At 54.6% G+C, this 24,947-nt stretch carries 13 protein-coding genes and 1 pseudogene; 11 read left to right on the plus strand and 3 right to left on the minus strand.

What is annotated here, in order from left to right; translation table 11 throughout:
• Positions 1–2 precede the first annotated feature (2 nt).
• The 9 genes from wecB to APH36_RS03700 all read left to right on the plus strand — a co-directional run bounded on the left by wecB (position 3) and on the right by APH36_RS03700 (position 16,657).
• Positions 3–1,124 (plus strand): non-hydrolyzing UDP-N-acetylglucosamine 2-epimerase, encoded by a 1,122-nt coding sequence (gene wecB / locus APH36_RS03660; RefSeq protein WP_060497524.1) that lies wholly within the window; start codon positions 3–5, stop codon positions 1,122–1,124.
• A 67-nt stretch (positions 1,125–1,191) separates the two neighbouring features.
• A complete protein-coding gene (gene wecC, locus APH36_RS03665) occupies positions 1,192–2,472 on the plus strand; it encodes a UDP-N-acetyl-D-mannosamine dehydrogenase (RefSeq protein WP_060497525.1) in 1,281 nt (426 codons plus the stop codon).
• Positions 2,473–2,478: 6 nt separating this feature from the next.
• Positions 2,479–4,548 carry a glycosyltransferase gene (locus APH36_RS03670; protein ID WP_060497526.1) on the plus strand — a complete coding sequence of 690 codons (2,070 nt, stop codon included), beginning with the start codon at positions 2,479–2,481 and terminating at the stop codon, positions 4,546–4,548.
• A 7-nt stretch (positions 4,549–4,555) separates the two neighbouring features.
• Complete coding sequence (locus APH36_RS03675) at positions 4,556–6,526, plus strand: glycosyltransferase (protein ID WP_060497549.1); 1,971 nt, start codon at positions 4,556–4,558, stop codon at positions 6,524–6,526.
• A gap of 56 nt (positions 6,527–6,582) precedes the next feature.
• Positions 6,583–8,580, plus strand: coding sequence for a hypothetical protein (locus tag APH36_RS03680; protein ID WP_156342052.1), 1,998 nt, complete (start codon positions 6,583–6,585; stop codon positions 8,578–8,580).
• 74 nt (positions 8,581–8,654) lie between these two features.
• Positions 8,655–10,568 carry a glycosyltransferase family A protein gene (locus APH36_RS30515; RefSeq protein WP_082426330.1) on the plus strand — a complete coding sequence of 638 codons (1,914 nt, stop codon included), beginning with the start codon at positions 8,655–8,657 and terminating at the stop codon, positions 10,566–10,568.
• A gap of 165 nt (positions 10,569–10,733) precedes the next feature.
• Positions 10,734–11,900 (plus strand): nucleotide sugar dehydrogenase, encoded by a 1,167-nt coding sequence (locus tag APH36_RS03690; RefSeq protein WP_060497529.1) that lies wholly within the window; start codon positions 10,734–10,736, stop codon positions 11,898–11,900.
• 40 nt (positions 11,901–11,940) lie between these two features.
• Positions 11,941–13,320 carry a hypothetical protein gene (locus APH36_RS03695; RefSeq protein ID WP_060497530.1) on the plus strand — a complete coding sequence of 460 codons (1,380 nt, stop codon included), beginning with the start codon at positions 11,941–11,943 and terminating at the stop codon, positions 13,318–13,320.
• On the plus strand, positions 13,313–16,657 hold the full coding sequence (locus tag APH36_RS03700; RefSeq protein ID WP_060497531.1) for a glycosyltransferase: 3,345 nt from the start codon (positions 13,313–13,315) through the stop codon (positions 16,655–16,657). Before APH36_RS03695 ends, APH36_RS03700 begins: the two co-directional genes overlap by 8 nt.
• Positions 16,658–16,854: 197 nt before the next feature.
• Here the strand turns inward: APH36_RS03700 and APH36_RS03705 are convergent, their stop codons facing one another.
• A complete protein-coding gene (locus APH36_RS03705; RefSeq protein WP_082426331.1) occupies positions 16,855–18,774 on the minus strand; it encodes an acyltransferase family protein in 1,920 nt (639 codons plus the stop codon).
• Between the two features lie 695 nt (positions 18,775–19,469).
• Here APH36_RS03705 and APH36_RS30520 point away from each other — a divergent pair.
• A pseudogene (locus tag APH36_RS30520) lies at positions 19,470–21,476 on the plus strand (glycoside hydrolase family 99-like domain-containing protein); the annotation flags it as partial.
• A gap of 14 nt (positions 21,477–21,490) precedes the next feature.
• The gene (locus APH36_RS03715) at positions 21,491–22,633 is read left to right on the plus strand and encodes a glycosyltransferase family 4 protein (protein ID WP_060497533.1); all 1,143 of its coding nucleotides are present in this window, start codon (positions 21,491–21,493) and stop codon (positions 22,631–22,633) included.
• A 134-nt stretch (positions 22,634–22,767) separates the two neighbouring features.
• Here APH36_RS03715 and APH36_RS03720 read toward each other — a convergent pair whose 3' ends face one another.
• On the minus strand, positions 22,768–23,730 hold the full coding sequence (locus APH36_RS03720) for a GDP-mannose 4,6-dehydratase (protein WP_060497534.1): 963 nt from the start codon (positions 23,728–23,730) through the stop codon (positions 22,768–22,770).
• A 71-nt stretch (positions 23,731–23,801) separates the two neighbouring features.
• Positions 23,802–24,833 (minus strand): GDP-mannose 4,6-dehydratase, encoded by a 1,032-nt coding sequence (gene gmd, locus APH36_RS03725; protein ID WP_049278244.1) that lies wholly within the window; start codon positions 24,831–24,833, stop codon positions 23,802–23,804.
• Positions 24,834–24,947 lie beyond the last annotated feature (114 nt).

Here is a 24,947-nt window from a genome sequence, read left to right on the forward strand (position 1 = left end):
TCATGAAAATCCTAACAGTATTCGGCACTCGCCCCGAAGCAATCAAGATGGCACCCCTTGCGCTTGCACTCGCAGCAGATGAGCGCTTCGAGGCGAGAGTTTGCGTAACTGGGCAGCACAGAGAGATGCTCGACCAGGTCCTGGAATTGTTTGAAATCAAGCCAGATTTTGATCTCAACATCATGAAGCCAGGCCAGGACCTAACGGATGTAAGCACTTCGATCCTGCAAGGCATGAAAAGCGTCTTCCAGGATTTCAAGCCCGACATGGTCCTGGTGCATGGCGATACGGCAACTACTTTTGCTACGACGCTGGCTGCCTACTACCACCAAATACCTGTTGGCCATGTTGAGGCTGGGCTGCGCACCGGCAATCTGTATTCCCCATGGCCAGAAGAGGGTAACCGCAAGCTGACCGGAGCATTGGCTAACATACATTTCGCCCCCACCGAGGACTCGCGAGCGAATCTGCTGCGTGAGGGGGTTGCAGATGCTTCGATTGTCGTGACCGGCAACACTGTTATCGATGCGCTTTTAGATGTTGTAAATCGTCTGAAAAACGATGAGGCGCTGTATAAAAAAGCCTCAGCTCCCTCTAACTTCCTGGATCCGTCTCGCAAGCTGATTTTGGTTACCGGGCACCGCCGCGAAAGTTTTGGCAGCGGCTTTGAACGCATCTGCCAGGCGCTGCTCGAAGTTGCTCGACAGCACCCAGAAGTCGATATCGTCTACCCAGTCCATCTAAACCCTAATGTAAGAGAGCCTGTCAATCGCCTATTGTCAGGCATTAAAAACGTTCACCTGATTGAGCCAATGGACTATCTGCCTTTCGTTCATCTCATGACTCGCTCACATATCATTCTTACTGACTCAGGCGGCATTCAAGAAGAAGCGCCATCTCTGGGCAAGCCTGTTCTGGTAATGCGGGACACCACCGAAAGGCCCGAAGCCGTTGCTGCAGGAACCGTAAAGTTGGTGGGCAGCGATGTGGCCAACATAGTTCGTGAACTGAACCGACTTCTGTCGGACCACGAAGCCTATAAAGCCATGAGCTTTGCTCACAATCCATACGGCGACGGCACTGCTTGCCAAAGAATTATTCAAGCGTTACTGAAGAACGCTTAACCGTGTAGCCCTTGCGTGCATGCTGATTAACTCTGCCAGTATGCTGCCCACAATGTCAGGAAAGACCATGCCAAACTCCAAGTATTCATTTCAAACAATTTCTATGATTGGCCTCGGCTATATCGGCTTACCAACAGCGACCCTCTTCGCGTCACGCAAAAAACGTGTCATTGGCGTGGACGTTTCTGAACATGCAGTGAACACAATCAACAATGGAAGAATTCATATTGTTGAACCCGAACTGGATATCTTAGTTCACGCAGCAGTCACCGAGGGTTACTTGCGCGCAACGCTGACACCCGAACCTGCAGATGTATTCCTAATTGCAGTACCCACTCCTTTTAAAGATGGGCACAGACCTGATCTCAGCTATATTGAGTCAGCCTCAAAAGCTATTGCACCAGTTTTAGCTAAGGGGAATCTTGTTATTTTGGAGTCAACATCCCCCGTGGGTGCTACCGAACAAATGGCTGCGTGGTTAGCAGAAGCTCGTCCGGATTTGAGCTTCCCTCAAACTGTGGGGGAGCATGCCGACATTCAAGTCGCCCACTGCCCAGAACGGGTACTTCCTGGCAAAGTCATCCATGAACTAGTAAGTAACGACCGCGTTATCGGCGGAATGACAAAAAAAGCCAGCGAGATGGCGGTTTCGCTGTATAAAATCTTTGTAGAGGGCGAATGCATCGTAACTAATGCTCGCACTGCTGAGATGTGCAAATTAACCGAAAACAGTTTCAGGGACGTCAACATCGCGTTTGCGAATGAACTATCCATGATTTGTGCGAAATTGGAAATCAATGTATGGGAACTGATTTCTCTGGCTAATCGACACCCTCGAGTAAATATACTTCAACCAGGCGCAGGCGTGGGTGGACACTGCATCGCTGTCGATCCTTGGTTCATTGTCGACACGACCCCTGACGAAGCAAAAATTATACGAACAGCCCGTGAAGTGAATGATTTCAAGCCTGAGTGGGTTCTAAACCAAGTTAAAGCAGGTATTGTAGATGCAATGAAATCCAATCCGGGAATGCAGATCAGTGATATTACTGTCGCATGCCTTGGTTTAGCTTTTAAAGCGGATATCGACGACCTTCGCGAAAGTCCTGCAGTTTCTATCGTGAAAAAAATCTGTCAACTCGGCTGCAAAGTTCTAGCAGTCGAGCCTAATATTGAAGATCTACCATCTAATCTTGACTTTGCGAATCTCGAACTAGCTGCTCTAGATGACGCTCTGAATCAGGCGAATGTGGTTTGCGTTTTGGTAAAGCATCGCTCCTTCATTGAAGAAGCGTCCCACATAGGATCGATTTCCCAGATCATCGACGCTGTCGGACTGCTCGGATAACAAAGAATGAAAGATTTAATTGTCCGCCGAGCTGCATCTGCCTTCAATAGCAAGGACTACAGCCTTGCCATATCACTTTATGAGCAAGCAACCACGTATTTGGGCAAAAATTTGTTCAAAGCAAACATTTTAATTTGCCAAGCACGACTACAGAGCCCAGGCAAAGAAAATGACCTTGGTATAGGCACGTCGGAAAAAAGCGATTTTACTCTAACGAAGTACTCAACTCGCAAAAAAACGAGTGTACTACCAAACCACTCTGTAAGCGCCACTGCGAACATCGAGATAACTAACGGCAGCCGGAAGGCTGGCATTGCGCTCGTTCGATTCTACGATGCCCAAGGGAATGCAATCGATAAAAATGAGATTGGGCTACCGCACTCTGATTTATTCGGCGCTAACTATGTCTATCTTAAAGATAGCGCATCTACCAAGAAGCCCATTTTCAAAATTCAAGTCCCTAGCAAGTCCGTTGAGCTTGATGTCGACTTCCGCCTGTTTGAGCCCGGAATAAATACATCCATCAAGATCAAAGAGCTCAATTTCGAAAAAATTCGAAACCCAAAAAAGAGCCTTAAAGAGCAACAACCAAAAACACCAAAAGAATTCAAAGTAGCAATAATTGCAGATGAATTCACGACCAACAGCTTTGCATCTGAATTCGTGTCGATACCCGTAGAGCCTAATAACTGGCTTGAACTATTTGAAGAGCACCAGCCAGACATTTTCTTCTGCGAATCGGCATGGTCGGGGCCGGACTCTACGCGACGCCCGTGGCAGGGTCAAATTTATGCCAGCGTGAAATTCCAAAATGAAAATCGCGGAGCCCTCCTTAACATTTTAAAACACTGTAAGGCAAATGGCATTCCGACTGTTTTCTGGAATAAAGAAGACCCTACACATTACACTGACAGGGTCAATGACTTCGTAAAAACCGCAAAAGAATTCGACTTTGTTTTCACATCTGCGGCTGAGTGCATCGATAGCTATAAAAATGATTATGGCGTTAAAAACGTATTCGCTCTTCCCTTTGCTACAAACCCTAAACTTTTCAACCCGATTGAATCAGGCAACCGAACTGAGAACATCGTATTCGCAGGCAGCTGGTACGGAAACCACAAAGATCGCTCAGAAACAATGGAGAACATCCTAGATCTTTTGAGCAATCAAGGGTTCAATCTCGAGATTTATGACCGCTATTACGGTAGTCCTGCCGACATTCGAAAATGGCCCGAACGCTATGAGCCCTACATCAACCCAAGCAAACCGCATGATGCGATGCCTGGCGTATATAAATCCAGCCGTTTCGGACTGAACTTTAACACAGTTACAAAATCTTCGACCATGTTTGCACGTCGAGTATTCGAACTGATGTCCAGCAATACGCTGGTCATTTCGAATTTTGCTCTAGGCATGGAAGAAATGTTCGGCGATCTCGCTGTGTTTTTGGACAAAGATCCACAGCGCTTAAAGTCTCTCTCTGCTGCCGACATTAACTCTCTTAGAGAGCGCGCACTCACCACAGTGCTACGCGAGCATACCTATACAAAACGCTGGCACCAAGTTCTTTCAGCTATCGGCATTCCCCACGTACCAGAAGATGAACGCGTGACAATTGCGTGCATGATAGAAAATCGAGAAGATGCGATGCTAGCCATCAACTGGTATCAGCAAAGCGCTGGTGAGCTTAATGGTTCGAAGCTTCTTCTCATCATTAGCTCGAAGGTTGCTCCCCTTGAGGTCGCCAATCTTTACCAAGAATTTAATCGCTTCGGTGTAAGCGTTACATCCATCAGCCACGCTGCCAATTATGCACTCGAAGGTAGATACCAGCCGATTGAAACGCCGCACTTTGCCATTGTTGACCCAAAAAATCCGCCTAAGTTGGAATGGCTAGACAAAGCCCGTTTGCATCTGCAGTACATAAATGATACTGCGATAGCTCCGGCACCGGCCGAAAGCTTGCGCTATAGATTCGCTGCTCCACGCAAAAACCAACCTGTTGTAGGCGTGGCGGCTATTTTCAATCAATACCTCAAGTCTAACTCTAAGCACTCTGAGGTTTACTATGTTTAAAGGCAACATGAAAGTCTCAGTTATTGTTCCATGCTACAACGCTGCAGATAAAATAGGTCGATGCTTGGCTAGCCTTAGAGCGATGGATATGCCTCGCGAAAATTACGAAGTCATCTTCATCGATGACTGCTCAAGCGACGCAACATTCCAACTTCTTCAAAGGGAATGCTTGAAGGAACCGAATTGGAAAGCTGAGAGACTGCCTATAAATACTGGTTCGCCATCCAAGCCACGCAACAGAGGTATGGAACTGGCTAAAGGCGACTATCTATTTTTCCTCGACTGTGATGATGAAATAACCCCAGACACCTTGCGACTTCATCACGAGTACGCAACCTCAATTGATGCCGATGTAGTCAGAGGCAGCCTTCTTGTAAACGATGGCCGCAGGTTATTCACAATGAATAACCTTGATGATTGGTCCGAGTCGCTTTCTCGAGAAGAGCGAATCGCTTACATCGTCAAAGGCCAGAGCATGGGCAGTACGAATCTTATTCGCGCAACCCATCTCTCCAAAAATAATATCGAATGGCAAGAAGATATTCGAATGGGGGAAGACACCCTATTTCTGGCGCGCGCGCTTGTTACAGCGTCTAGCATTGGGTATATAAATCACCCCGCTATTACATACAACAAGCTGCCCTCTCTTCTTGCTAGCACAACACAGAGCTTTGGGGCCAAAGAACTGCGCGACCATCTCATCATGTGGCCATCGCTTGCAGAGCTGCTTTCAAAAGTGGGAATTAACTATTATGAAGCAAGATTCAAGGTTAGCCTAAGATATATCTTGTCTATTCTCATTGAGCGCAATAGAGGCGATGTGGATGAGGAAATTTTTTCGGAATTCTCATCGTTCATTAGAAGCATTTCGGACACTGTTAGTAAATTTGAATATACTGATCGATACAAAGACATTGTCACAAGCCTTCTTCAAAGTGATTTTGAGGAGTTCTCTCGACTGTGTCGCCCGCGTTTGTTGATTGCTGGTTATGACTTGAAATTCATTGCCTCTGCTCTCCCAGAGCTGAATATGCATTTTGACGTGCGCTTTGACGAATGGTCCGACCAGCCCGAGGTAGAGGAAAAAGAACGACGCGAACTACTCAACTGGGCTGAAGTCATATGGTGCGAATGGCTTCTAAACAGTGCCACCTGGTATTCGAATAATAAAAAGCCAAACCAAAAGCTTGTTATTCGAATGCATCGATACGAGCTTTCCAGAGACTTCGGAGAAAAGCTCCGCATTGAGAATGTTGACGCGGTTATGGCCGTTTCCGTTCACTTCTTTGAACGCCTTCTGGAGAGATACCCAAATATACCTCGCCACAAGGCCAGGTTGATCCCCAACTTTTTAAGGACAGATGATTACCAGCAAAATCATAGTGATGATTGCGTATTCACTTTGGGGATGATTGGTATTCTTCCAGCGCGCAAGCGGCTTGATAGAGCTTTGAATATTCTTGCATTACTTCGCAAGCAGGATGCTCGTTACCGGCTCGAAATATTTGGCAAACAGCCAGAGGAAGTACGTTGGGTCGCAACTGACAAGCAAGAAATGGCTCATTTTGAGAAGTGCAGACGTATTATCCGGGAGCACAACCTTGAAGACGCCGTCACGTTCCATGGGCACAGCGATGTTAAAAAGTCGCTAGCCAAGAATAATGTCGGGTTTGTACTCTCTACCAGTGACTCAATGCGTGAAATCCCTGGATTCGAAAGTTTCCACCTTGCAGTCGCTGACGGCTTCGCTGCAGGTGGCGTAAGCTTAATCCAACACTGGTTGGGTGCTGAATTCATCTGGCCTAAAGAGTTCATAAAATCCTCGGAAGAGGAGATTGCTGAAAGCATTCTTTCGTTCCGACGTGACCCTGATGCTTTCCGACGCGCCTCTAATCGAGGAAGAGACTTTATCGCCGAACATTACGGAGTTGAAAAATTCGCTCTGTCCGTGAAGAATCTATTCTCGGAACTTTCATGACCTGAGATCGATAGCGTATTTTAGAATAACTTAAAAGCTAGATTTAGGAGCACTTGATGAGTTTTTCCCATCCCCTGTTCATCGACAGTCATAACTCAAAACTAGAGGGTGACTACCTTTATGGATACACCTTGGGCGAGGATGGCCAAATTTATTTCGGAAGTGAAGGTTGGGACCAACGTCATTCATCTGTAGTCACCCCACCACTCGATGGGCTTTATGTATGGGTATCTCAACGCCCTGGCACCACGCTTGCCCGTACCGATATTACAGGACAGGAATCAATTTTTTACTATTGCAGCTCAAATTATTGGGCGATTAGTAATAGTTTTTATCTTTTAGTTCAATCACTGAAATCAAGAAACGCCAGCTTAACATTTAACACTACCGTAATGGACTGCTTCCTCTACAACCGAGGTAAGCATATAAGCGCTCAGCTCATGAGCAACAATACGCTCGCCAATGAAATACGTCTACTTCCCCAGAATTGCGAACTTCAAATAGAGGGGGAAGCTGGCGCCTTCACTGCCACCGAGGTCAGACATTACGACTTCGCAGAGCACGTACCCAAAAACACCTCGGAATATTCCGAGATGATGTACAGCTACGCTAGAAAGCAAGTGACACTGATCAATGCTCTGCATGACCTCGGTTACGGCCTTAGAGTTTCCCTTTCAGGCGGCTATGACTCAAGAGAGATCTTTGCAGCCGTGACACTTGCGCAAAAAAATAATCCAGAGCTCGAAGTTGAGGTTTTTTCCGAAAAGTCATCTAAAGAATATAAATTCGCGGAAGCCGTTGCTAATCAATGTGGCCAACCACTACATGATCGGCGAAAAATGTTCTCTAGCAAGATGAAAAAATTAAATTTCTCAGTAAATGAGGCATTTAATAATTGGTTAATTGCCAATGGCGGAGTGTACACACCAGTACTATTACCAACATCAGTAATCACAGAAAGCCGCAACATGGTAGAGCTGTGGGGATTTGTTTCATATGAATGGGACTACTTCCTTAGCACATCTCAACCCGACAATTATGGCAAACCTTCGATTAAATCCGCTGGCGACATAAAGCATGAAATAACAAACAGCCACCTGTCTGAGCCGCAAAAACAGCAGGTACTGAAAGAATTTGAGTCGTTCTTCAGTGATATTGGAGTTAGCAGCGAAATTGAAAATGCCATGGATATTTATTACATGGGCACTCGATCTCGCCACCATTATGGAAGAAGATGGTTCAAACGCACTCAGAATACAGGATTCCAAGTTGGCCCTCTCCAGTTCAAAGAACAAATTCTACTTAACTGGTTTTGCGCATCTAATCAACTCGATAAAAGACAATTTCATAAAGATTTGCTTTCGATATTGAATCCTGCCTTGGCAGAGCTTGAATTTGACTCATCTTGGAAGGGCCTGAAAAACTTGGCCCCGACATTTGCGCCTGATGCAAATCAGACCGCATTGACAAAGTATAGTGTTCACGGGACAAGCCTAGATGCTAAACCGCATACTTTGTCGACATTTGAATATGGCCGCTCACTAACTAGACACTCCGAACTTTCAAATACACACAATTTAGGCGAGCACTTCCGTGCGATAGCAATAGCAGCCCTCAAAGATCATGACTTCATTGACCGCCTACCACTGGACTACATGCAAAGTCTCTCCAAGGAGATTTCGACACCTATAGTTGATCTGCCACCGGAAGCCAATTCCGGCATCACAGCCATTGCTAACCTGTACTCTATTTACTCAGCAATATCTTCGCCACCCGAGATCAAAGCTTCAATAGAGCAGCCCATCGACTTGAAGATTGAAGTTATCGGAACCACAATCAATGCACAGCTTAATGTCATGATTGATCGAACCAATCTTGAGTATGCATTTTACTTGCAAAAAAACGGAGTACGACTACAGACAATCTGGTACTCACAAAATAACTCATGTCAATTCCAGCTTGACTCCAAGCCCACGCCTGGCGATTTTGAGATCATAGGTTTTTTAAGGAAGATCAACGATGATAACGTGGTGTACAAGCGCTCAAAAGTCTAGTTAGCGCTTCAAGAAGCGCCAAGCATAATGCGTCTTTGTGCGCACAAGTAAATTTCGCTGCAAGGGAATCATAAATGAACTCAAATCCACCGGGAACGGCATTGCCACAACGCTCTTTGAGCAGTCGAGCCAAGCTCGCCTTAAATGCTGGGGAATTTGAGCTTGCCATAGATCTTTACGAGCGCGCAATGGCGCAACAACCTGAACTAGCGCACCTTTACCTTTTCAACTTAAATCTCGCCCGAAAAGGTCTAATGCTTCCACCCATTATTGAACATGAGTTGAAACTCAACAAGAATTCCACCCCACTGCAAGATCACGCCCAAAAGACCGCCTCAACAATACCTACTGTTGACCACCAAAATTTTAACTATCACTCAGTAACGCCGTTTGTTTCAATCCTGATGACATCGAGCAACTCGGAAGACTATATTGAGGAGTCTGTAACTTCCATTTTACGCCAAACCTGGCCCAATTTTGAATTAATTGTAATTGATGACTCTAGCATCGATGGCACTTGGATAAAATTGCAACGGCTAGAGAAAACAGTCAGCAACATTAAATGCCTCCGTACTAATAGCATTCTCGGGTTCCCTTTCGGACTAAACTGGGCCTTAAGCATCGCGAAGGGCGAATTTATTTTTTTGCAGTCCGCTGACTTGCTTATCCGCCCTGAGCGCATTCATGCAGATATGCAGCAGCTTTTGCAGACGAATGTTATAGGTGTAGTAAATTGCCATCCCAATAACTCTTCTAAACCAAGAGATCTTGCTCTCAGCGGTAGAGCAACGCCCATACAACTCCCCTTAACTCTAGGTTTGCCCCGCAAAGTTTTTCAGCGAATTGGTTACTTTGATTACACAAAAAATCTAGCTTTTGAGGAGTTTATCCACCGCCTATCCACTTTCGCAACTCACGTTCATGCTGAATTACGAAGCTCTGAACATGAATCATATTCAGCATATGACTTCAGTGCTGCGACCGCTCTGAAATCCATTACCCTGGATCAATCTTCGGACTCTTGGGCGGGTACCATGGAGTCGTCGCGGGACGAATATGTTGAGGCATTCCATCAGCTACACCAACAGCTCGGTGTAGAGCGCTTCCGTGAGTTCTTCCGTTTCCCAGTTATTCGCGACCTGATCCCGGTACCACCACCCCTCAGCAACCTGGCCAACCCTACCGATTCCGTAGTTGTCAGCCTGTGCTCCATCCCAGAACGCGCTGAGTTGCTGCGCCAAGTACTCGCTAGCCTCGCGCCTCAGGTAGACGCGCTGCATATCTACCTGGACCGCTATGATTCGGTCCCAGACTTCGTCCGCAATTGCCACCCCCAGGTAACGGTCTACCTGTCCAAAGACCACCCGGGTCTGCGCGACAACGGCAAGTTCCTGGCGTTTTCCGCCCTTGAAGAAGACTGCTACTACTTCACAGCTGATGACGACATCGTCTATCCCCCTGATTACGTTGCCAGCATGGTACGTCGCATCGAAGACTACGAACGTCAGGCGGTCATCGGTGTGCATGGGGTACTACTGCCAGAGCAGGCGGAAGGTTACTTCACGTCCTTCCGCAAGGTGCACATGTTCAAGAAGGAACTGGAACGGGATGCGTTGGTGAACAACCTGGGCACTGGCACCGTAGCGTTCCACTCAGGCCTGTTGCGCGGGCTCGACCTTACGCATTTCGGTACCCCGGGCATGGCAGACCTGCACCTGTCTGTATTCTGTAAGCAACGCGACATCCCGATGGTCGCGTTGGCCCGTCCCGAGGACTGGCTGCAGGAACTGCCCTCGCCCAATACCAGCCTGTACAATGAGTTCCGGCAGGCGGACGACCAGCAGTCGGCACTTATCCGTGCCCATAAACCCTGGGGTTATGCAGCCATCAGCAAGGCTGTGGCCGGGGCCTCGATGCGGGCAACCCAACCTGACACAGGCGAGCGTCTGCAACGGTTGATACCCCTGTTGCATGCTTGCCTGAAATAGCCCCAGGCAGCAAGGCACCGCGCTGGCACTTCGCAGGGCCGGCTGACAAGCCGGCCCGCATACATTATCTGCTGTTGAGTACGCCTAGGCGCGCAAGGGAACGCACACTATGAACATCACCTCTCCCCAGTGCCTGCCACGGCCCGCTGACTGGGTATGCGAAGCATGAAAACCACAGTCGTCGGCATGGGCTACGTAGGCCTTGCCAATGCCGCTCTGCTCGCTCAACACGTGCAGGTAGTAACGCTGGACCGCGACTCTGCCAAGGTAGACGCCATCAACCAGCGCCGCTCGCCCATTGTCGACCCATTGCTTGAAGACTATCTGCTCAACAAGCCGCTCAACCTGCAGGCAACGCTCGATGGCGCAGAGGCTTACGCCGGTGCGGCCTTCGTTGTCATCGCCACACCCACCGACTACGACGTTGAAAGCGGCCGCTTCGATACCCGTTCCGTCGAGTCGGTCATCCGCGACGTGCGCGCAGTGAATCAGGCGGCCACATTGGTGATCAAGTCCACAGTGCCCGTCGGGTTTACCGAGCGCATGCGGGGCTTGTTCGGTTATGACGACATCATTTTTGCGCCTGAATTTCTGCGTGAAGGCCAGGCGCTCTACGACAACCTGTACCCTTCTCGCATCGTGGTCGGCGGTGATACCGCAGGCGCCAGGCTATTCGCCGAACTGATGCAGCACAGCGCGATCAAGAAAGACGTGCCGGTACTGCATACCGGCGCTACCGAAGCCGAGGCGATCAAGCTGTTCGCCAACACCTACCTGGCCATGCGCGTAGCGTATTTCAACGAGCTGGACAGCTACGCCGAAAGCCACGGCCTGGATACCCGTCAGATCATTGAGGGTGTCGGGCTCGACCCGCGGATTGGCAACCATTACAACAACCCCTCCTTCGGCTACGGCGGCTATTGCCTGCCCAAGGACACCAAGCAATTGCTGGCCAACTACAGCGACGTGCCGCAAACCCTGATTCGGGCAATCGTCGACTCCAACCGTACCCGCAAAGACTTCATCGCCGAGGCCATTCTCAAACGCCAGCCGCGGCGTGTGGGTATCTATCGGTTGATCATGAAAGCCGGCTCGGACAATTTCCGCACTTCGTCCATTCAGGGCATCATGAAGCGCCTGAAGGCCAAGGGGGTGGAGGTGGTGGTCTATGAGCCGGTGCTCAAGACGGCGACCTTTTTCAACTCCCCGGTCCTGACTGACCTTGAAGAGTTCAAGCGCAGCTGCGATGTGGTCGTGGCCAATCGGCTTACCGATGAAATCAACGATATACTCGACAAAATTTATACCCGCGACCTGTACAGCAAGGACTGAGCGCGGCCATGACATGGCTACCGATTTTATGGAGACATCGATGCAAACCCTACTCTCCGGCCTGAGTGAACAGGCCAGCCGCGCGTATGTAGGCGCCTCATTTGACGACGCATTTTCGATTCAGTGGAAACCCGCTGCGCAGTTCATGGCCGGCGTCGACCTCACCCACGCTTCGGGTGCACACCAGCGCGTGTGGCTGTACCGCGCACCTTGGTCCTGGTTGGCCGATGGTGCCACCGTCGATGTAGCAGCGGCACTGCACCAGTGGCAGGCCGAGCAACGCGCAGTGCTGCAACTGCGCCGCACGCTGCGTCAGCGTTTGATTCTGGTGAACATCGACAGGGTGACGCCGCAGGCGTTGTTCGAGCGCTTGGGCCTGGCTTACAACGACCAGCCAGTGCAGCTGTTTGCCGACCCGTTGGCGGCTACGCTGGCCGGCGTGTTCGAGCAGATGGCGCCCGAAAGCTGGACCCTGTACGAAGCGTTGGAAGCGGCAGCATGGCTGCCAAACGGTGAACCGGAGTTCCGCTCCAATCGCCCACTGCCAACCACAACCGGCTTGATCGAACTGCTGGACCTGATCCACGCCGGCCGACAACTTCCCAACGCTCAACTGCAGTTGCATGAGCGGGAAAGGGCCATCACTAGCCTGCGTCGTGAAACCGAGCAAGCGCGCAACGCCCAGCAAAGCCGTCACGATGAGCGCGAGCAGGTGCTGTCGCAGTTGCATCGTGCACAGCAAGCGCTGGCGGATCGTGAAGCAGAAAGCCAGCTTCTCAAGGATCAGCACAGCAGCCTGCAGCAACAGCTGGCCCAAGCGCAGACGGACAAGCAGCAGGCTATCCAGGCCATGAGCGCTGCCAGCGTGGGTTCCAAGCCATTGGCAGAGGAAAACCAGCTGCTGCTGGCTCAACTGCATGACGTGCAGGCCGAGCTGGAAAAGCGCCATCAGGCCGGCCTGGCACTCGAACAACAAGTCGCAGCCCTGAAGCTGGAAGCCGCGCAGGCTCGCGCAACGCAACAAAAAGCCCAACAAGCGCATGCCGACAGTAGCGTTGCACAACGCTACAAGGAAGAAAGCGAGCTTCTGTTGGCCCAGTTGCACGAAGTGCAAGAAGAGCTGGAAAAGCGCCACCTGGAAAGCCAGGGTTTCAACGACAAGTACGCCAAGCTGAAGAGAGAGCTGGACCAGACCCTTGCCGCGCAACAGCAGGCCGGCGTGGACCTGGCTGGCGCTACAGCCAATGCCCAGGCGCTGGGTGAAGAGAACGAGCTGTTGCTCTCGCAACTGCACCTGGTGCAGGAAGAGCTGGAAAACTACTACCTGGCTAATCGCGAAATTCTTGCGGCCATGGACCAGTCCAACCACACGCTGCACCGTGCCCGTAAGGTGATCAGCCGGGTGGCTGCCAATGTCTAAGCCTCAGGCGGCAAGCCCGTTTAACAGTGTGGTCGACCCCCAGTGGTACGCAGCGACTTATCCGGATGTAGCGACAGCAGGTGCAGACCCAGAACAGCACTATGAACAACATGGTGCCGCTGAGGGCCGCTTGCCCCGGTATTTACAAGCCTATCGCCTGGAGTCGGCCCTGTGGGGCGGCTTCAGTGGGCTGGCGTTGCCCGAGCTCAGTGCCCTGCAGGCACACACCGAAGACCGTGAAGAGCACGCGTACGCTTCCTGGGCCCTGGCCCGCTGGCATGCCAGTGCCTCGCAATGGTCGAGCGCACTGCCGTACATCGACGCCCTCGCACAGCCACTGCCACCTTACATCGGCACCCTTGGCCCAATATTGCTAAGGGCCGAAGTGCTGCTGCGCAATGGCCAGCAGTCGCTTGCGCAAGCCTGTATCGCCGAGGCCATTGCGGCAAAAGGCCTGCAAGCCGACTTGTGCCTGGCAGCCGCCAATGTGTCGCTGGCTACCAAGGGCACCCAACACCAGCCGCCAGCGGCTATGCGCCTGTTCTGGCTTAACCGTGCGCTTGCCGCTGCCGACTTGGCACCGGTTGCCCTGCGCGACCCCGCAGCTGCGCTCACCCTGGATAACCTCCAGGCCGCGTCTACCGCGAAGGTTCCGCCACAGGCCCAGCCAAAAATCAGCGTTATCATGCCAGCGTTCAACGCCGAGGCGTTCATTGAAACGGCCCTGCGCAGCCTGCTGGCGCAAAGCTGGAGCAACCTGGAAATCCTGGTTGTCGATGACTGCAGCAGCGATGCCACGGTCGAGCGTGTTTCTGAGCTGGCCCGCGAAGACGCGCGCATCGTGCTGCTACAGCAACCGGTAAACCGCGGTGCTTACGCAGCACGCAATACAGCGTTGAAACATGCGACCGGCACGTTCGTGGTCAACCATGACAGCGACGACTGGTCCCACCCTCAGCGCCTGGAGCTCATGGCCACTCCATTGCTGCAGAACCCGGGCCTGGTCGGTACCCTGGCTGAGTGGGTCAGGGCCGATACCGAGCTGCACTTCCAATGCTGGCGCATGGAAAACAGCCTGATCGAACCGAGCGTTTCCACCATCATGATGCGCTGCGATGCCGTGCGCGAACTTGGCGGCTGGGATGAGGTGCGGGTCGCGGCCGACCATGAGCTGCGTCAGCGCCTGCAACGCCTTCATGGCGATGAGGCACTGCTTTACCTGCTGCCAGGGGTGCCACTGGTCATTGCCCGTCACCTGCCACAGTCGCTGACCATGGCTTCCGGCACGCATCTGCGCTCAACGTTCTATGGCCTGCGCCAGTTATACAGCGCACTTGCCGAGGCCTGGCACGGCATGGCGAACGACGCAGCCGGGCTACGCTTGACGCCAGATAGCGGCACCCGCGCGTTCCCGGCACCGGCCCCGATGCTGCGTAACGCCCAGGCCGAGGCCAGCTACGACTGGCTGGTGGTCAGCGACCTCAGCGAAGCAGCGCGCACCGCCAAGCCCCTGCGGCTGGTGCTGGCGCGCTTGCAGGATCAGGGCGAGCGTATCGGCCTGCTGCATTGGCCAGATTATCAGCGGCCAAGCCCGATTGACCCGGCCCTGCTGCGCCAGGCCGTCGAGGGTGAAGTCGAAATGGTGCTGGCTGAGCAGGCACTGGTGGCCCGCCGAGTACTGGTCGTGGGTCGGCACCTGCTTGCTAGTCCATTGGATCAAGTACCAGCAGTCAAAGGGCTGCAAAGCTGCCAGGTTATCGATTCGGTCCGCGAGGCCAAGTCGCTGGAAATCGGCGTAACACCAGTTTCACCTCAGTTGGCCGGCCCGCTCGCTGCCGAGGTGGCTCCGACACTTGTTACGCCGCCAGTACCGCAGGTTGCCAACTCTGGGCAGCCCGCAGTAGAGGCCGCCGCACCGGAGCCCGCCGAACCTGTGTTACCGGCCTTGTTCGACGAGGCCTGGTACCTGGAACGCAACCCAGACTTGCAAGGCGCCAGCCTCGACGCCTGGCAGCATTACCTTGCCCACGGTCATGCTGAGGGCCGCGAACCTGGCCCAGACTTCAATACGGCGTGGTATCTGGAGCAATGTGTCGAAGCCCGCGAAAGTGGCATGCCGGCACTGCTGCATTATCATCAGTCTGGTCGTCATACCGGTTACGATGTTGGCAACCCAACATTCGCTGGCAACCTGCAGCACCGCCCAGGCAGGCCCACCGTACTGCTTTGCGCCCATGCGGCTAACGTGCAGCTGTTTGGCGCGGAGCGCAGCTTGCTGGATATGCTGGATGCGTGCGCTGCGCTAGACCTGAACGTGCTGGTCAGTGTGCCGAGCGTGGCCAACCTGGCTTACATCGACGCGTTGCGAGCGCGCGCTATGCAGGTGGCTTGCATCCCAACCCAGCTGTGGCGCGCGGACATTGCGCCGTGCCGGGTAGCCGTTGAGCGTTTCTGTGCCTTGATTCGCACCCACTCGGTGGACTTGGTGCACAGCAATACCCTGATGCTGCGCGAGCCGCTGATCGCCGCACGCCTTGCCCAAGTCCCCGCCGTGCTCCATGCGCATGAGTCCCCCGCGCATGATGCCGACCTGTGTGCAGCCATCGGCTTGCCAGCGGACCAGATCGTTGCCGAAGCATTGAGCCGAGCCGACCAAGTACTGGCCAACTCCGCCTTCACGGCGCAGCACCTCGCCAAACCGGGCGCTACCCATGTGGTTGGCAACATCATCGACCTCAAGGCATTCGACCTGCCCAACGCGCCGGACAACAAACGCATCACTGCGGCACTTATCAGCAGCAATTTACCCAAGAAAGGCATCGCCGACTTGTTGCAACTAGCGTGTGACACAGCTGCCGACACCCCCAACTTGCAATTGTTGCTGATTGGCCCGGACACGCCGGGTGTTGCTGCTTTGCGCACCTTGGAAGCCCGCGGCAAACTGCCACGCAATTTGCGCATCATGCCTTACGCCGCAAGCCCGCAGGCTGCCATCGCCCAAGCCAACATTGTGCTGAACCTGTCCCACTGCCAGGAAACCTTCGGCCGCACTGTGCTGGAAGGGATGGCTGCCAGCCGGCCGGTGCTCGCTTATCGCTGGGGGGCTTTGCCAGAGCTGATTGATGAGGGCGTTACGGGGTACACCTTTGAGCATGGCGACACCAAAGCCATGGCCAAAAGATTGCGCCAGTTCTGCCTAAATCCTAAAAAGATCCGCACGCTGGGTGCCGCGAGCCGCAAACGTGCCAAACAGTACAGCCTCAAGCTGCTAAGTCAGCAATTGAAGAGCGCTTATGAGTCGGCACTGGGAACTTCACTGCTGCGGTCAGGCGATTGAAATGAGGTGAACGGCACGGCAGGCACTGCTTGAGTCTTAAGCAGTGCCTGCCGCTCTGTTCGGCCTGCATCGCCTCAGAGCAGTGGCCTTGTGTCGCGATGGGCTGCAAGGCGGCTCCGGCAATTTGTGCAGGGGCTGCTGCGCATCCCATCGCAACACACGGCCGCGCCTGCGTAGGGCCTGCGCCGGTTACAAGGTTACTGGAAGATTTCAGCCTTGATCTTATCCACAAAGTAGATAGACCCATGCTTGCTGAGGTGACCAAAATCCACCACTGGCAGGTCTATCAAGTCGCTGCCAAGGCGGCTTAAACACCCCTCCCCTTTGCAAAGTATATCCAGGGCCGAGATATAGGACGCACCAATAGACGGTACGCGCTGCTTGAAGAAGCGGTCCCAGTCCGCCACTTGCGGGTTCAACCCGTACGCCATGTATTGCGGCGGAACTTTATTGTGTTCAGCCCAATAGTCCAGCACCACCGAACTTAAATTGCCATTCCAATGCGGCACTGGGCCAATCACAACGACTTTGCTCAAGGGCGACGCGGCTTTTATCTTGCTCACTGTTTCTTGCAGCATGGCCAACGCTTGGTGCTGTTCATGAGGGGCATTACTGCCGAACACCAGCCAGGTCAGCACCACCACGTCGGGCTTATATTGCGCCACGGCTTCAAGCCGGTCGTTGTTGGCTTGTGCAACAGGCTTGCCTTCATCGGTCTTGCCAAGGATGGCAAAGAACGGTGGGCCATTGCCGTCGGTCATTTGTGAAATACCGTATTCGGTGTGCCCGTTATCGCGGGCACTCAGTACCCCTTGGTACAGCGCCGCCGCATAGGAGTCTCCCCAGATAAACAACATTTTGCGGCGGGGTTCGATGCAGTGGGCGTAACTGAGTTCTTTGGACACCGAGTGGCAAACGCCGTAACGGATGTTCTGTTTGAAATCATAGTATTCGTAGACGTTGGTAATGGCCGACAGGGCCTGGATTTCCCCCTCTACCCGGTAGGCAGCGCCGTTGCTCTTTACAACGGAGAACCCGGCAGCCAGCACCAGGCAAAACGCAGCGATGGCGGCTGGGCTGCGTGCTTTGCCAAGCCTGGTGCGGAACGTGCCGGGCGATGCAGCGCGTTGGCCGGCGATATTTTCGACGGTGAGGTAAGACACCAGGCCCAGCACGAACGATAGCAACACACCGCCAATAATCGCCTGCGGCTGCTCGGCCAGGCCGCTTTTGAAGAGGTAAACGCAAATGGGCCAATGCCACAGGTACGTGGAATAGGAGGTTTTACCCATCCAAACCACCAGCCAGTGCCTGGCCAGGCGCGAGCCCGTATAACCGGCGGCGATCACCAGGCAGGTGCCGATGACCGGCAACAACGCCCACTGCCCGGGCCACGCGGTGGTGCTGTCGAGGACAAACAACGAAGCTACGATCAATAGCAGCCCGGCAAGCGCGACAGGCGCTTTTTTGCTGTCGCCAAGGTTGACGGGGTACAAGTAGACCACGCCACCAATCAACATCTCCCACGCCCGTGAAGGCAGCATGTAGTAGGCGAAACTTTCCAAGTGGTAAGAGGCCCAAGTGGCGAAGGCGAACGACAGTATGGTCAGGCCAACTATTACTAATCGGCCAGCGCTGGCCCCCAGCACCCTGAGCACGGCCATGATGATCAGCGGGTAGACAAGGTAAAACTGCCATTCGGCCGAGAGTGACCAAGTGTGCAGCAACCATTTCAAATGCGAAGCTGAATCGAAATAGCCCGACTCGCTGTAGAACATCAAGTTGGAGGTAAACGAAAGTGCGCCAGCTACATGCTGCCCAAGTTGTTTGTATTCGATGGGGAGCAGGTGGAAGTAACCCCATGCCAACATGGCAGCGCAAAGGGCAACCAAGGCGGGAATCAACCGTTTGGCTCGGCTGGTGTAAAAACCCGTCAGCGTAAAGGTGCCGGCCTGCACTTTGGGGAAAATGGCACCGGTCATCAAGTAGCCCGAGATGACAAAAAACACATCAACGCCAGCAAACCCTGCCGGAAGCATGGAGGGGTTGAAATGGAACAGCACCACAGCAACGACTGCTAACGCCCGCAGTCCATTCACGTCATCCCTGAATCGCATACGCACCTTTTGGGTAAAATCTTGGCTGAGCCTTATTTGAACTAGCGCGACTTTAGCAGATCACTGGTGGCTAATGGGTATCAGTTTGTGAGCGTGGTGGACGCCGGGTGCCTGTCTCGAGTTTAGGGGGAGGCGTACATCGAGCGCCGCCCGCGCGGCGCATCGCGAGCTGCGCTCGCTCCCACGTTTGTTTCGGGCCAGTCACGCCTGTGCCGGGCGCGCGCGACCGCCTGGTTTGTACGACACGATATCGCGTCATGTGCCAAGGCGTCCGCGCGCAGATCCAACAGGATTAATTGGCCCGAAACAAACGTGGGAGGGAGCGAAGCTCGCGATGCGCCACGCGGGCGGCGCTCGATTTCATAGGCGCTGAAAAACTACGTCGAACAACCCGCCTCCCCCAATGCACCGTGCAGCACGCCCCGTCGGTCAGCGTTTGCGAGGATGCACATCGCTTCGCAAGCGTGCTCGCCCGCGTAACGCGGTATGCTGTAGAAGAAGCGTCTCCACAGGAACCCGCACCCGCTATGACGGAACAGCCATCGCAGGCAGCCGAGTCGGCCGCCGCAGTACACACCGCACATGAAGACCCGCTCACCACTCCTGCCGTGCCCGCCGAGCAAAATGCCGCTGGCTCGCCAGCGCAATTTTCGGATGCAGTGCCAACACCCTTGCTGCCGCTTGCAGCAAAAGCGTTGCCTGGCGCTGATGGCGCCTGGGAATGGCAAGACTACCCACAGGTTCGCGCACGCATTGCTCAGGCAAAGGCCGAGCACCGCGCGGCAAACCCGGTTGCGCTCATACCCGTGCTGGACTTCGACCCGGCCGAGTTGGCCGATCATGCCGCGCAGTTGCAGTTCCAGCCCCCTGGGGCGCTGCCACTGGTGTCCATCCTGATTCCGGTATTCAACAACGCCAAACTCACGCTCGAATGCCTGGCGTCCATCCAGCAGCACCTGCCTGCAGGCCTGGATGTCGAGATCATCGTCGCCGACGACGCCTCTACCGACCAAACCCAGGCGCTGCTAAGCCAGGTGGCCAACATTCGCTACCTGCGCAACTCGCACAATCTGGGTTTTTTACGCAACTGCAACCAGGCCATGAGCCAGGTCACCGGTGCGTTCACCGTGTATCTCAACAACGACGTGCAGGTGACGGCGGGCTGGCTCGAAGCATTGCTGGCCACCTTCGCCGACTTCGACAAGGTAGGCGCCGTAGGGCCTAAGTTCGTCTACCCCAGCGGCCACCTGCAAGAAGCCGGTGCGGCGCTGGCACCAGATGGTTTGTCGACCATGGTAGGTTTTGCCGAAAACCCTGGCGAGCCGCGCTTCAACTATACACGCCGGGTGGATTACGTATCCGGCGCATGCCTGCTCGCCCCTACCGCATTGCTCAAGCGCATCGGCGGTTTCTCGGAAGCGTTTCTGCCCTGCTATTGCGAAGACAGCGACCTGTGCCTGAGCATTCGTGCCGAAGGCTACGAGGTCTATTACAACCCGCATGCCACCATCATTCATCATCTGTCGAAAACCACCGCAGCTGCCGGTGACGACTTCAAGATGGCCAGCATCGCCAACAATGTCAGTGTGCTGAACCGCAAGTGGGGCTCGACCATCGAGCAACATTTCGACCCGCGGCTCATCTGCTTCTACTTGCCGCAATTCCACCCGGTGCCGGAAAATGACGTGTGGTGGGGCAAGGGCTTCACCGAATGGGCAAATGTCAGCAAGGCACAACCCAATTTCGTCGGGCATTACCAGCCACGCATCCCCGCCGACCTCGGTTACTACGACCTGCGCCTGCTCGAAGTCATGCAAGCCCAGGCAGACCTGGCCCAGCGCTATGGTATTCATGGCTTCTGCTTCTACTACTACTGGTTCGACGGCAAGCGCTTGCTGGAGCGCCCGGTCGAGCAACTGCTGCAGAGCGACAAGCCAGACATCCCGTTCTGCCTGTGCTGGGCAAACGAGAACTGGACACGCCGCTGGGACGGCCTCGAGCAGGAGGTCTTGATTGCCCAGGCACACAGCGACGAAGACGATCTTGCCGTGATCAACGACCTGATCCGGTTCTTCAAGGATGGCCGCTACATCAAAGTCGGCGACCGCCCGTTACTGTTGATCTATCGGCCGACGCTGTTCCCCGACTTCGCCAAAACGGCAGCACGCTGGCGGGAAGCTTGCCGCGATCAAGGCGTGGGCGAAATCTACATCGCTATGGTCGAGTCGTTCGGGCTGGCCACCGCAAACTTCCACCCGTCTCAGTTCGGATGTGATGCGGCGGTCGAGTTCCCCCCAGGCGGCTTGGTGCAGCCCAAGCCACCCAGCGGCGAAATGCTCAACCCTGACTTCACAGGCCACTCAGCAGACTACCGGGACATCGCGGTAAGCTTCGCCTCGCGCCCCGGCCCTGCCTATACACGCTTCAAAGGCGTAATGCCCGGGTGGGACAACACCGCCCGGCGCCAGCATGCGGGCGGGTGTTTCGAGCACTCCACGCCAGGCGCCTTCCAGGCCTGGCTTGAGGAGTCGATTACCGATACCCGCCAGCAACACTTCGGCGACGAACGCCTGGTGTTCATCAATGCATGGAACGAATGGGCCGAAGGTGCGTACCTTGAGCCTGACCGGCGCTTTGGCCACACCTACCTCGAAGCCGTAAGCAACGCGCTAGACGCCTCGCGTCTGCTGAAGAAAAACTGACTGGCTGGACCCTGATGACCCACATCATTAAAAACAGCAATGACGTATGCCTGGCCGGCCACCCGTTTGCGCCCATCGGTATGGGCGAACATGTACGTGCCACGTTCCGTTCATTGAGAGCGGTGTATACACCGCCCGTTATCCACGATATCTATAAAATCGTCCCCGCCACTGAGGCCGACAGCGCTGAATTTGGCCAGGCACTGACCGAGCAGCCAGCCGCGATCAACATATTCCACATCAACGGCAACGAAGTGGAACATGCCCTGGAGCATATCAACCAGACGCGCCCCTGGACGGGTTACAACATCATTTATCCGTTGTGGGAGCTGCCGCGCTACCCAGACGGATGGGCCGAACAACTCGACCGTTTCGACGAAATCTGGGCCGCTTCGCAGTTTGTCATGGACGGCCTTCAGGCGGCGTGCAAAAAGCCTGTGGTGCATATGCCACTGGCCACGGAGGTCCACCTCGACAATTTCTTTGGCCGCCGCTACTTCGGCCTGCCAGAAGCCGATTATGTGTTCCTGTTCTTTTATGACCTGCGCTCCTATTCGGCGCGGAAAAACCCCCAGGGCGTCTTCGAGGCGTTCAGGCAAATGCTGGCCAAGCGGCCGTACGCCAACACGCACCTGGTGATCAAGGTGAACGGGGTAGACATGAACCCGCAGGCGTTTACCGACTTGCAGGCTGAAGTGAAGGCATTGCACGGCCGGGTCACCTTGATAGAACGGACCATGAGCAGTACCGAAGTGAAAAACCTGCTGCGCTGCAGTGACTGCTTTGTGTCACTGCATCGCTCCGAGGGCTACGGTTTCGGTATTGCCGAAGCGATGGCGCTGGGCAAGCCTGTTATCGCCACAGCCTATTCCGGCAACATGGACTTCATGGCCGCGCACTGCAGCTTGCCAGTCGATTACCGCTTGGTGGCGGTGAAGGAAGGTGAGTACCCCCATTACGAAGCACAGCACTGGGCGGACCCATACTGCGAGCAGGCAGTGGCCTACATGGTGCAGTTGGTGGATGACCCCTCGATGGGGCGCGCCTTGGGGCAGAAAGCGCGCCTGCATATGCAAAGCTTCTTCAGCTACCGCTATACAGGCTTGCGCTACCGCGCCCGCCTGGCAGAAATACGCCAGATGTTGTCCGAGTCCTGAGGACTGAAACCAGTCAGAAGGCCGGTGGGGCCGCTTAGCGGCCCCAAATTGCTTAACTGACCGGCATCAAGATTCACCCGCGAACACCGGCTGCCTGCTTCGCGGGGGAACCGCTGCCACACCGGCCCGCTCAATCAATCAGTTAGAGGTGGTTCCAATAACGCCTGGCCACGCCAGTAGTCGAGAATGTCACGCACCGTCTGCGCGAGCGGCGTAGTAGGCACCCAGCCCACGGCTTCTTTGATTCGGGCATTGGCCCCTGCTGCCAGCGGAATGTCCGAAGGACGCAAGCGGTCGGGGTCAGTCTGGACGGTGATCGGTACCGTAGCTTCGGCCAACAGCGCCAGCAACACGCTGCGGATCTGCCGGCTTGCGCCAGAAGCAATGTTGTACGTTCGGTGCTGAAGCTGATCCCTGTCTGCGGCAAGCAGCATTGCGTAGGCTTCGCACACATCATGCACATTCAAGAAGTCACGGCTTGCATCGAGGTTGCCAACCTTGAGCACGGGCGGCTGTAAACCGGCCTCTATCCACGCGATCTGCCTGGCGAACGAGGCCGTGACAAAGTCTGCGCTCTGCCCTGGGCCAATATGGTTGAACGGGCGCACTACCACCCCTGGCATACCTTGGCGCAGGTACTGCATCACAGCATGCTCAGCCGCCAGCTTACTGGCAGCATAGGGGTTCATCGGGACGCAGGTCGCGTTTTCATCCAGCAGCTGGCCACTTTTGAAGCTCTCGCCGTACACCTCGGACGAGCTGACAAACAGGGTGAAGCACTCCGACGCGTGCGCTTTGAGCCCCTCCATCAGGTTCAGGGTACCGATGACGTTGGTGTGCCAGGTCAGCAGAGGTTCCTTGAAGCTGACGGCAACATTCGATACCGCTGCCAGGTGAACCAAGTGCGTGGGCTTGACCCGCTGGATAACCGCCTCGACCTGAGCCCGATCACAGATGTCCATCACCTGGTAGTCGCATTCGGCTGGCGCAGGGGTTGTTGCCACCGTGCCGACGACTTCATGGTTGCCATTCAGCAACCGGCGCTGCAGCACCTTGCCGACAAAGCCATTGGCCCCGGTCAAAAGAATTCTGGCCATCTAGAAACTCCAAATCGCGGGCACCTGCCCAAGCCAGGCTTGACCGGGAGGCGCACTTGCGGGAACCGCCGTCAGAAACTCACGCCATTGGCGTTACGGCGCAGGTCGGCCTCTACCATCATGCGGCAGAGGTCTTCCAGAGAGGTACGGGGCTCCCAGCCCAGCACGGTCTTGGCCTTTTCCGGGTTACCAAGGAGCAGGTCAACTTCGGTGGGGCGGTAGAACTTGGGGTTTACCGCGACCAGGGTACGGCCTGTGGCAGCGTCGATTCCCGTTTCGTTTTCCGCCTTGCCCTGCCAGATAATATCGATATCCACTGCCTTGCAAGCCAGGGTCACAAAATCGCGTACCGACTCGGTGCGGTTGGTGGCCAGCACGAAGGTATCGGGCTCGTCAGCCTGCAGCATGCGCCACATGCCTTCGACGTATTCCTTGGCGTAACCCCAGTCACGCTTGGCGTCAAGGTTGCCCAGCTCCATTCGGTCGAGCTTGCCTAGCTTGATCTTGGCTACGCTGTCGGTGATTTTGCGGGTGACGAACTCACGGCCGCGCAAGGGTGACTCGTGGTTGAACAAAATGCCGCTCGCGCCAAAAATGTCATACGACTCGCGGTAATTGATGGTCATCCAATGCGCATAAAGCTTGGCGACACCATAGGGACTGCGCGGGTAGAACGGCGTACTTTCGACCTGGGGGGTTTGCTGCACCTTACCGAACATTTCAGAGGTCGAGGCCTGATAGAAGCGCGCCTTTGGATTAACGATGCGAATGGCCTCCAACAGGTTGACAGCACCGAGGCCGGTGATTTCAGCCGTGGTCACCGGCTGGTCGAACGATACGCCGACAAAACTCTGCGCAGCGAGGTTGTAAACCTCAGTTGCCTGTGTGGTCTGGAGCAAGCGAATACTCGCCGACAGGTCGGTCAGGTCGTACTCCACAAGGTGCAGATTGGGGTGCTGCTCGACGCCCAGCTCCGCCAGGCGCCAGAAGTTGACCGAACTGGTACGGCGGTAGGTGCCGTAGACGGTGTAGCCCTTGGCAAGCAGCAGCTCGGCCAGGTACGCCCCATCCTGGCCTGTGATGCCGGTGACGATCGCGATCATGAATCCTCCAGAAAATCGCCATCGAGGCCTTCTCGGGAAGTCGCTCGACGGGTTAATAGACCTGCTTCGGAACATGATACTGGCTCAGCATCGGCAACACGAGGCCGGCGAGGT

The sequence above is a fragment of the Pseudomonas sp. NBRC 111133 genome (assembly GCF_001320605.1).
Taxonomy (GTDB): domain Bacteria; phylum Pseudomonadota; class Gammaproteobacteria; order Pseudomonadales; family Pseudomonadaceae; genus Aquipseudomonas; species Aquipseudomonas monteilii.

Bases quoted from the DNA above. Each gene is read 5' to 3' on its own strand.
- wecB (WP_060497524.1), top strand. From the start codon at position 3: ATGAAAATCCTAACAGTATTCGGCACTCGCCCCGAAGCAATCAAGATG.
- wecC (WP_060497525.1), top strand. From the start codon at position 1,192: ATGCCAAACTCCAAGTATTCATTTCAAACAATTTCTATGATTGGCCTC.
- APH36_RS03670 (WP_060497526.1), top strand. From the start codon at position 2,479: ATGAAAGATTTAATTGTCCGCCGAGCTGCATCTGCCTTCAATAGCAAG.
- APH36_RS03675 (WP_060497549.1), top strand. From the start codon at position 4,556: ATGAAAGTCTCAGTTATTGTTCCATGCTACAACGCTGCAGATAAAATA.
- APH36_RS03680 (WP_156342052.1), top strand. From the start codon at position 6,583: ATGAGTTTTTCCCATCCCCTGTTCATCGACAGTCATAACTCAAAACTA.
- APH36_RS30515 (WP_082426330.1), top strand. From the start codon at position 8,655: ATGAACTCAAATCCACCGGGAACGGCATTGCCACAACGCTCTTTGAGC.
- APH36_RS03690 (WP_060497529.1), top strand. From the start codon at position 10,734: ATGAAAACCACAGTCGTCGGCATGGGCTACGTAGGCCTTGCCAATGCC.
- APH36_RS03695 (WP_060497530.1), top strand. From the start codon at position 11,941: ATGCAAACCCTACTCTCCGGCCTGAGTGAACAGGCCAGCCGCGCGTAT.
- APH36_RS03700 (WP_060497531.1), top strand. From the start codon at position 13,313: ATGTCTAAGCCTCAGGCGGCAAGCCCGTTTAACAGTGTGGTCGACCCC.
- APH36_RS03705 (WP_082426331.1), bottom strand. From the start codon at position 18,774: ATGCGATTCAGGGATGACGTGAATGGACTGCGGGCGTTAGCAGTCGTT.
- APH36_RS03715 (WP_060497533.1), top strand. From the start codon at position 21,491: ATGACCCACATCATTAAAAACAGCAATGACGTATGCCTGGCCGGCCAC.
- APH36_RS03720 (WP_060497534.1), bottom strand. From the start codon at position 23,730: ATGGCCAGAATTCTTTTGACCGGGGCCAATGGCTTTGTCGGCAAGGTG.
- gmd (WP_049278244.1), bottom strand. From the start codon at position 24,833: ATGATCGCGATCGTCACCGGCATCACAGGCCAGGATGGGGCGTACCTG.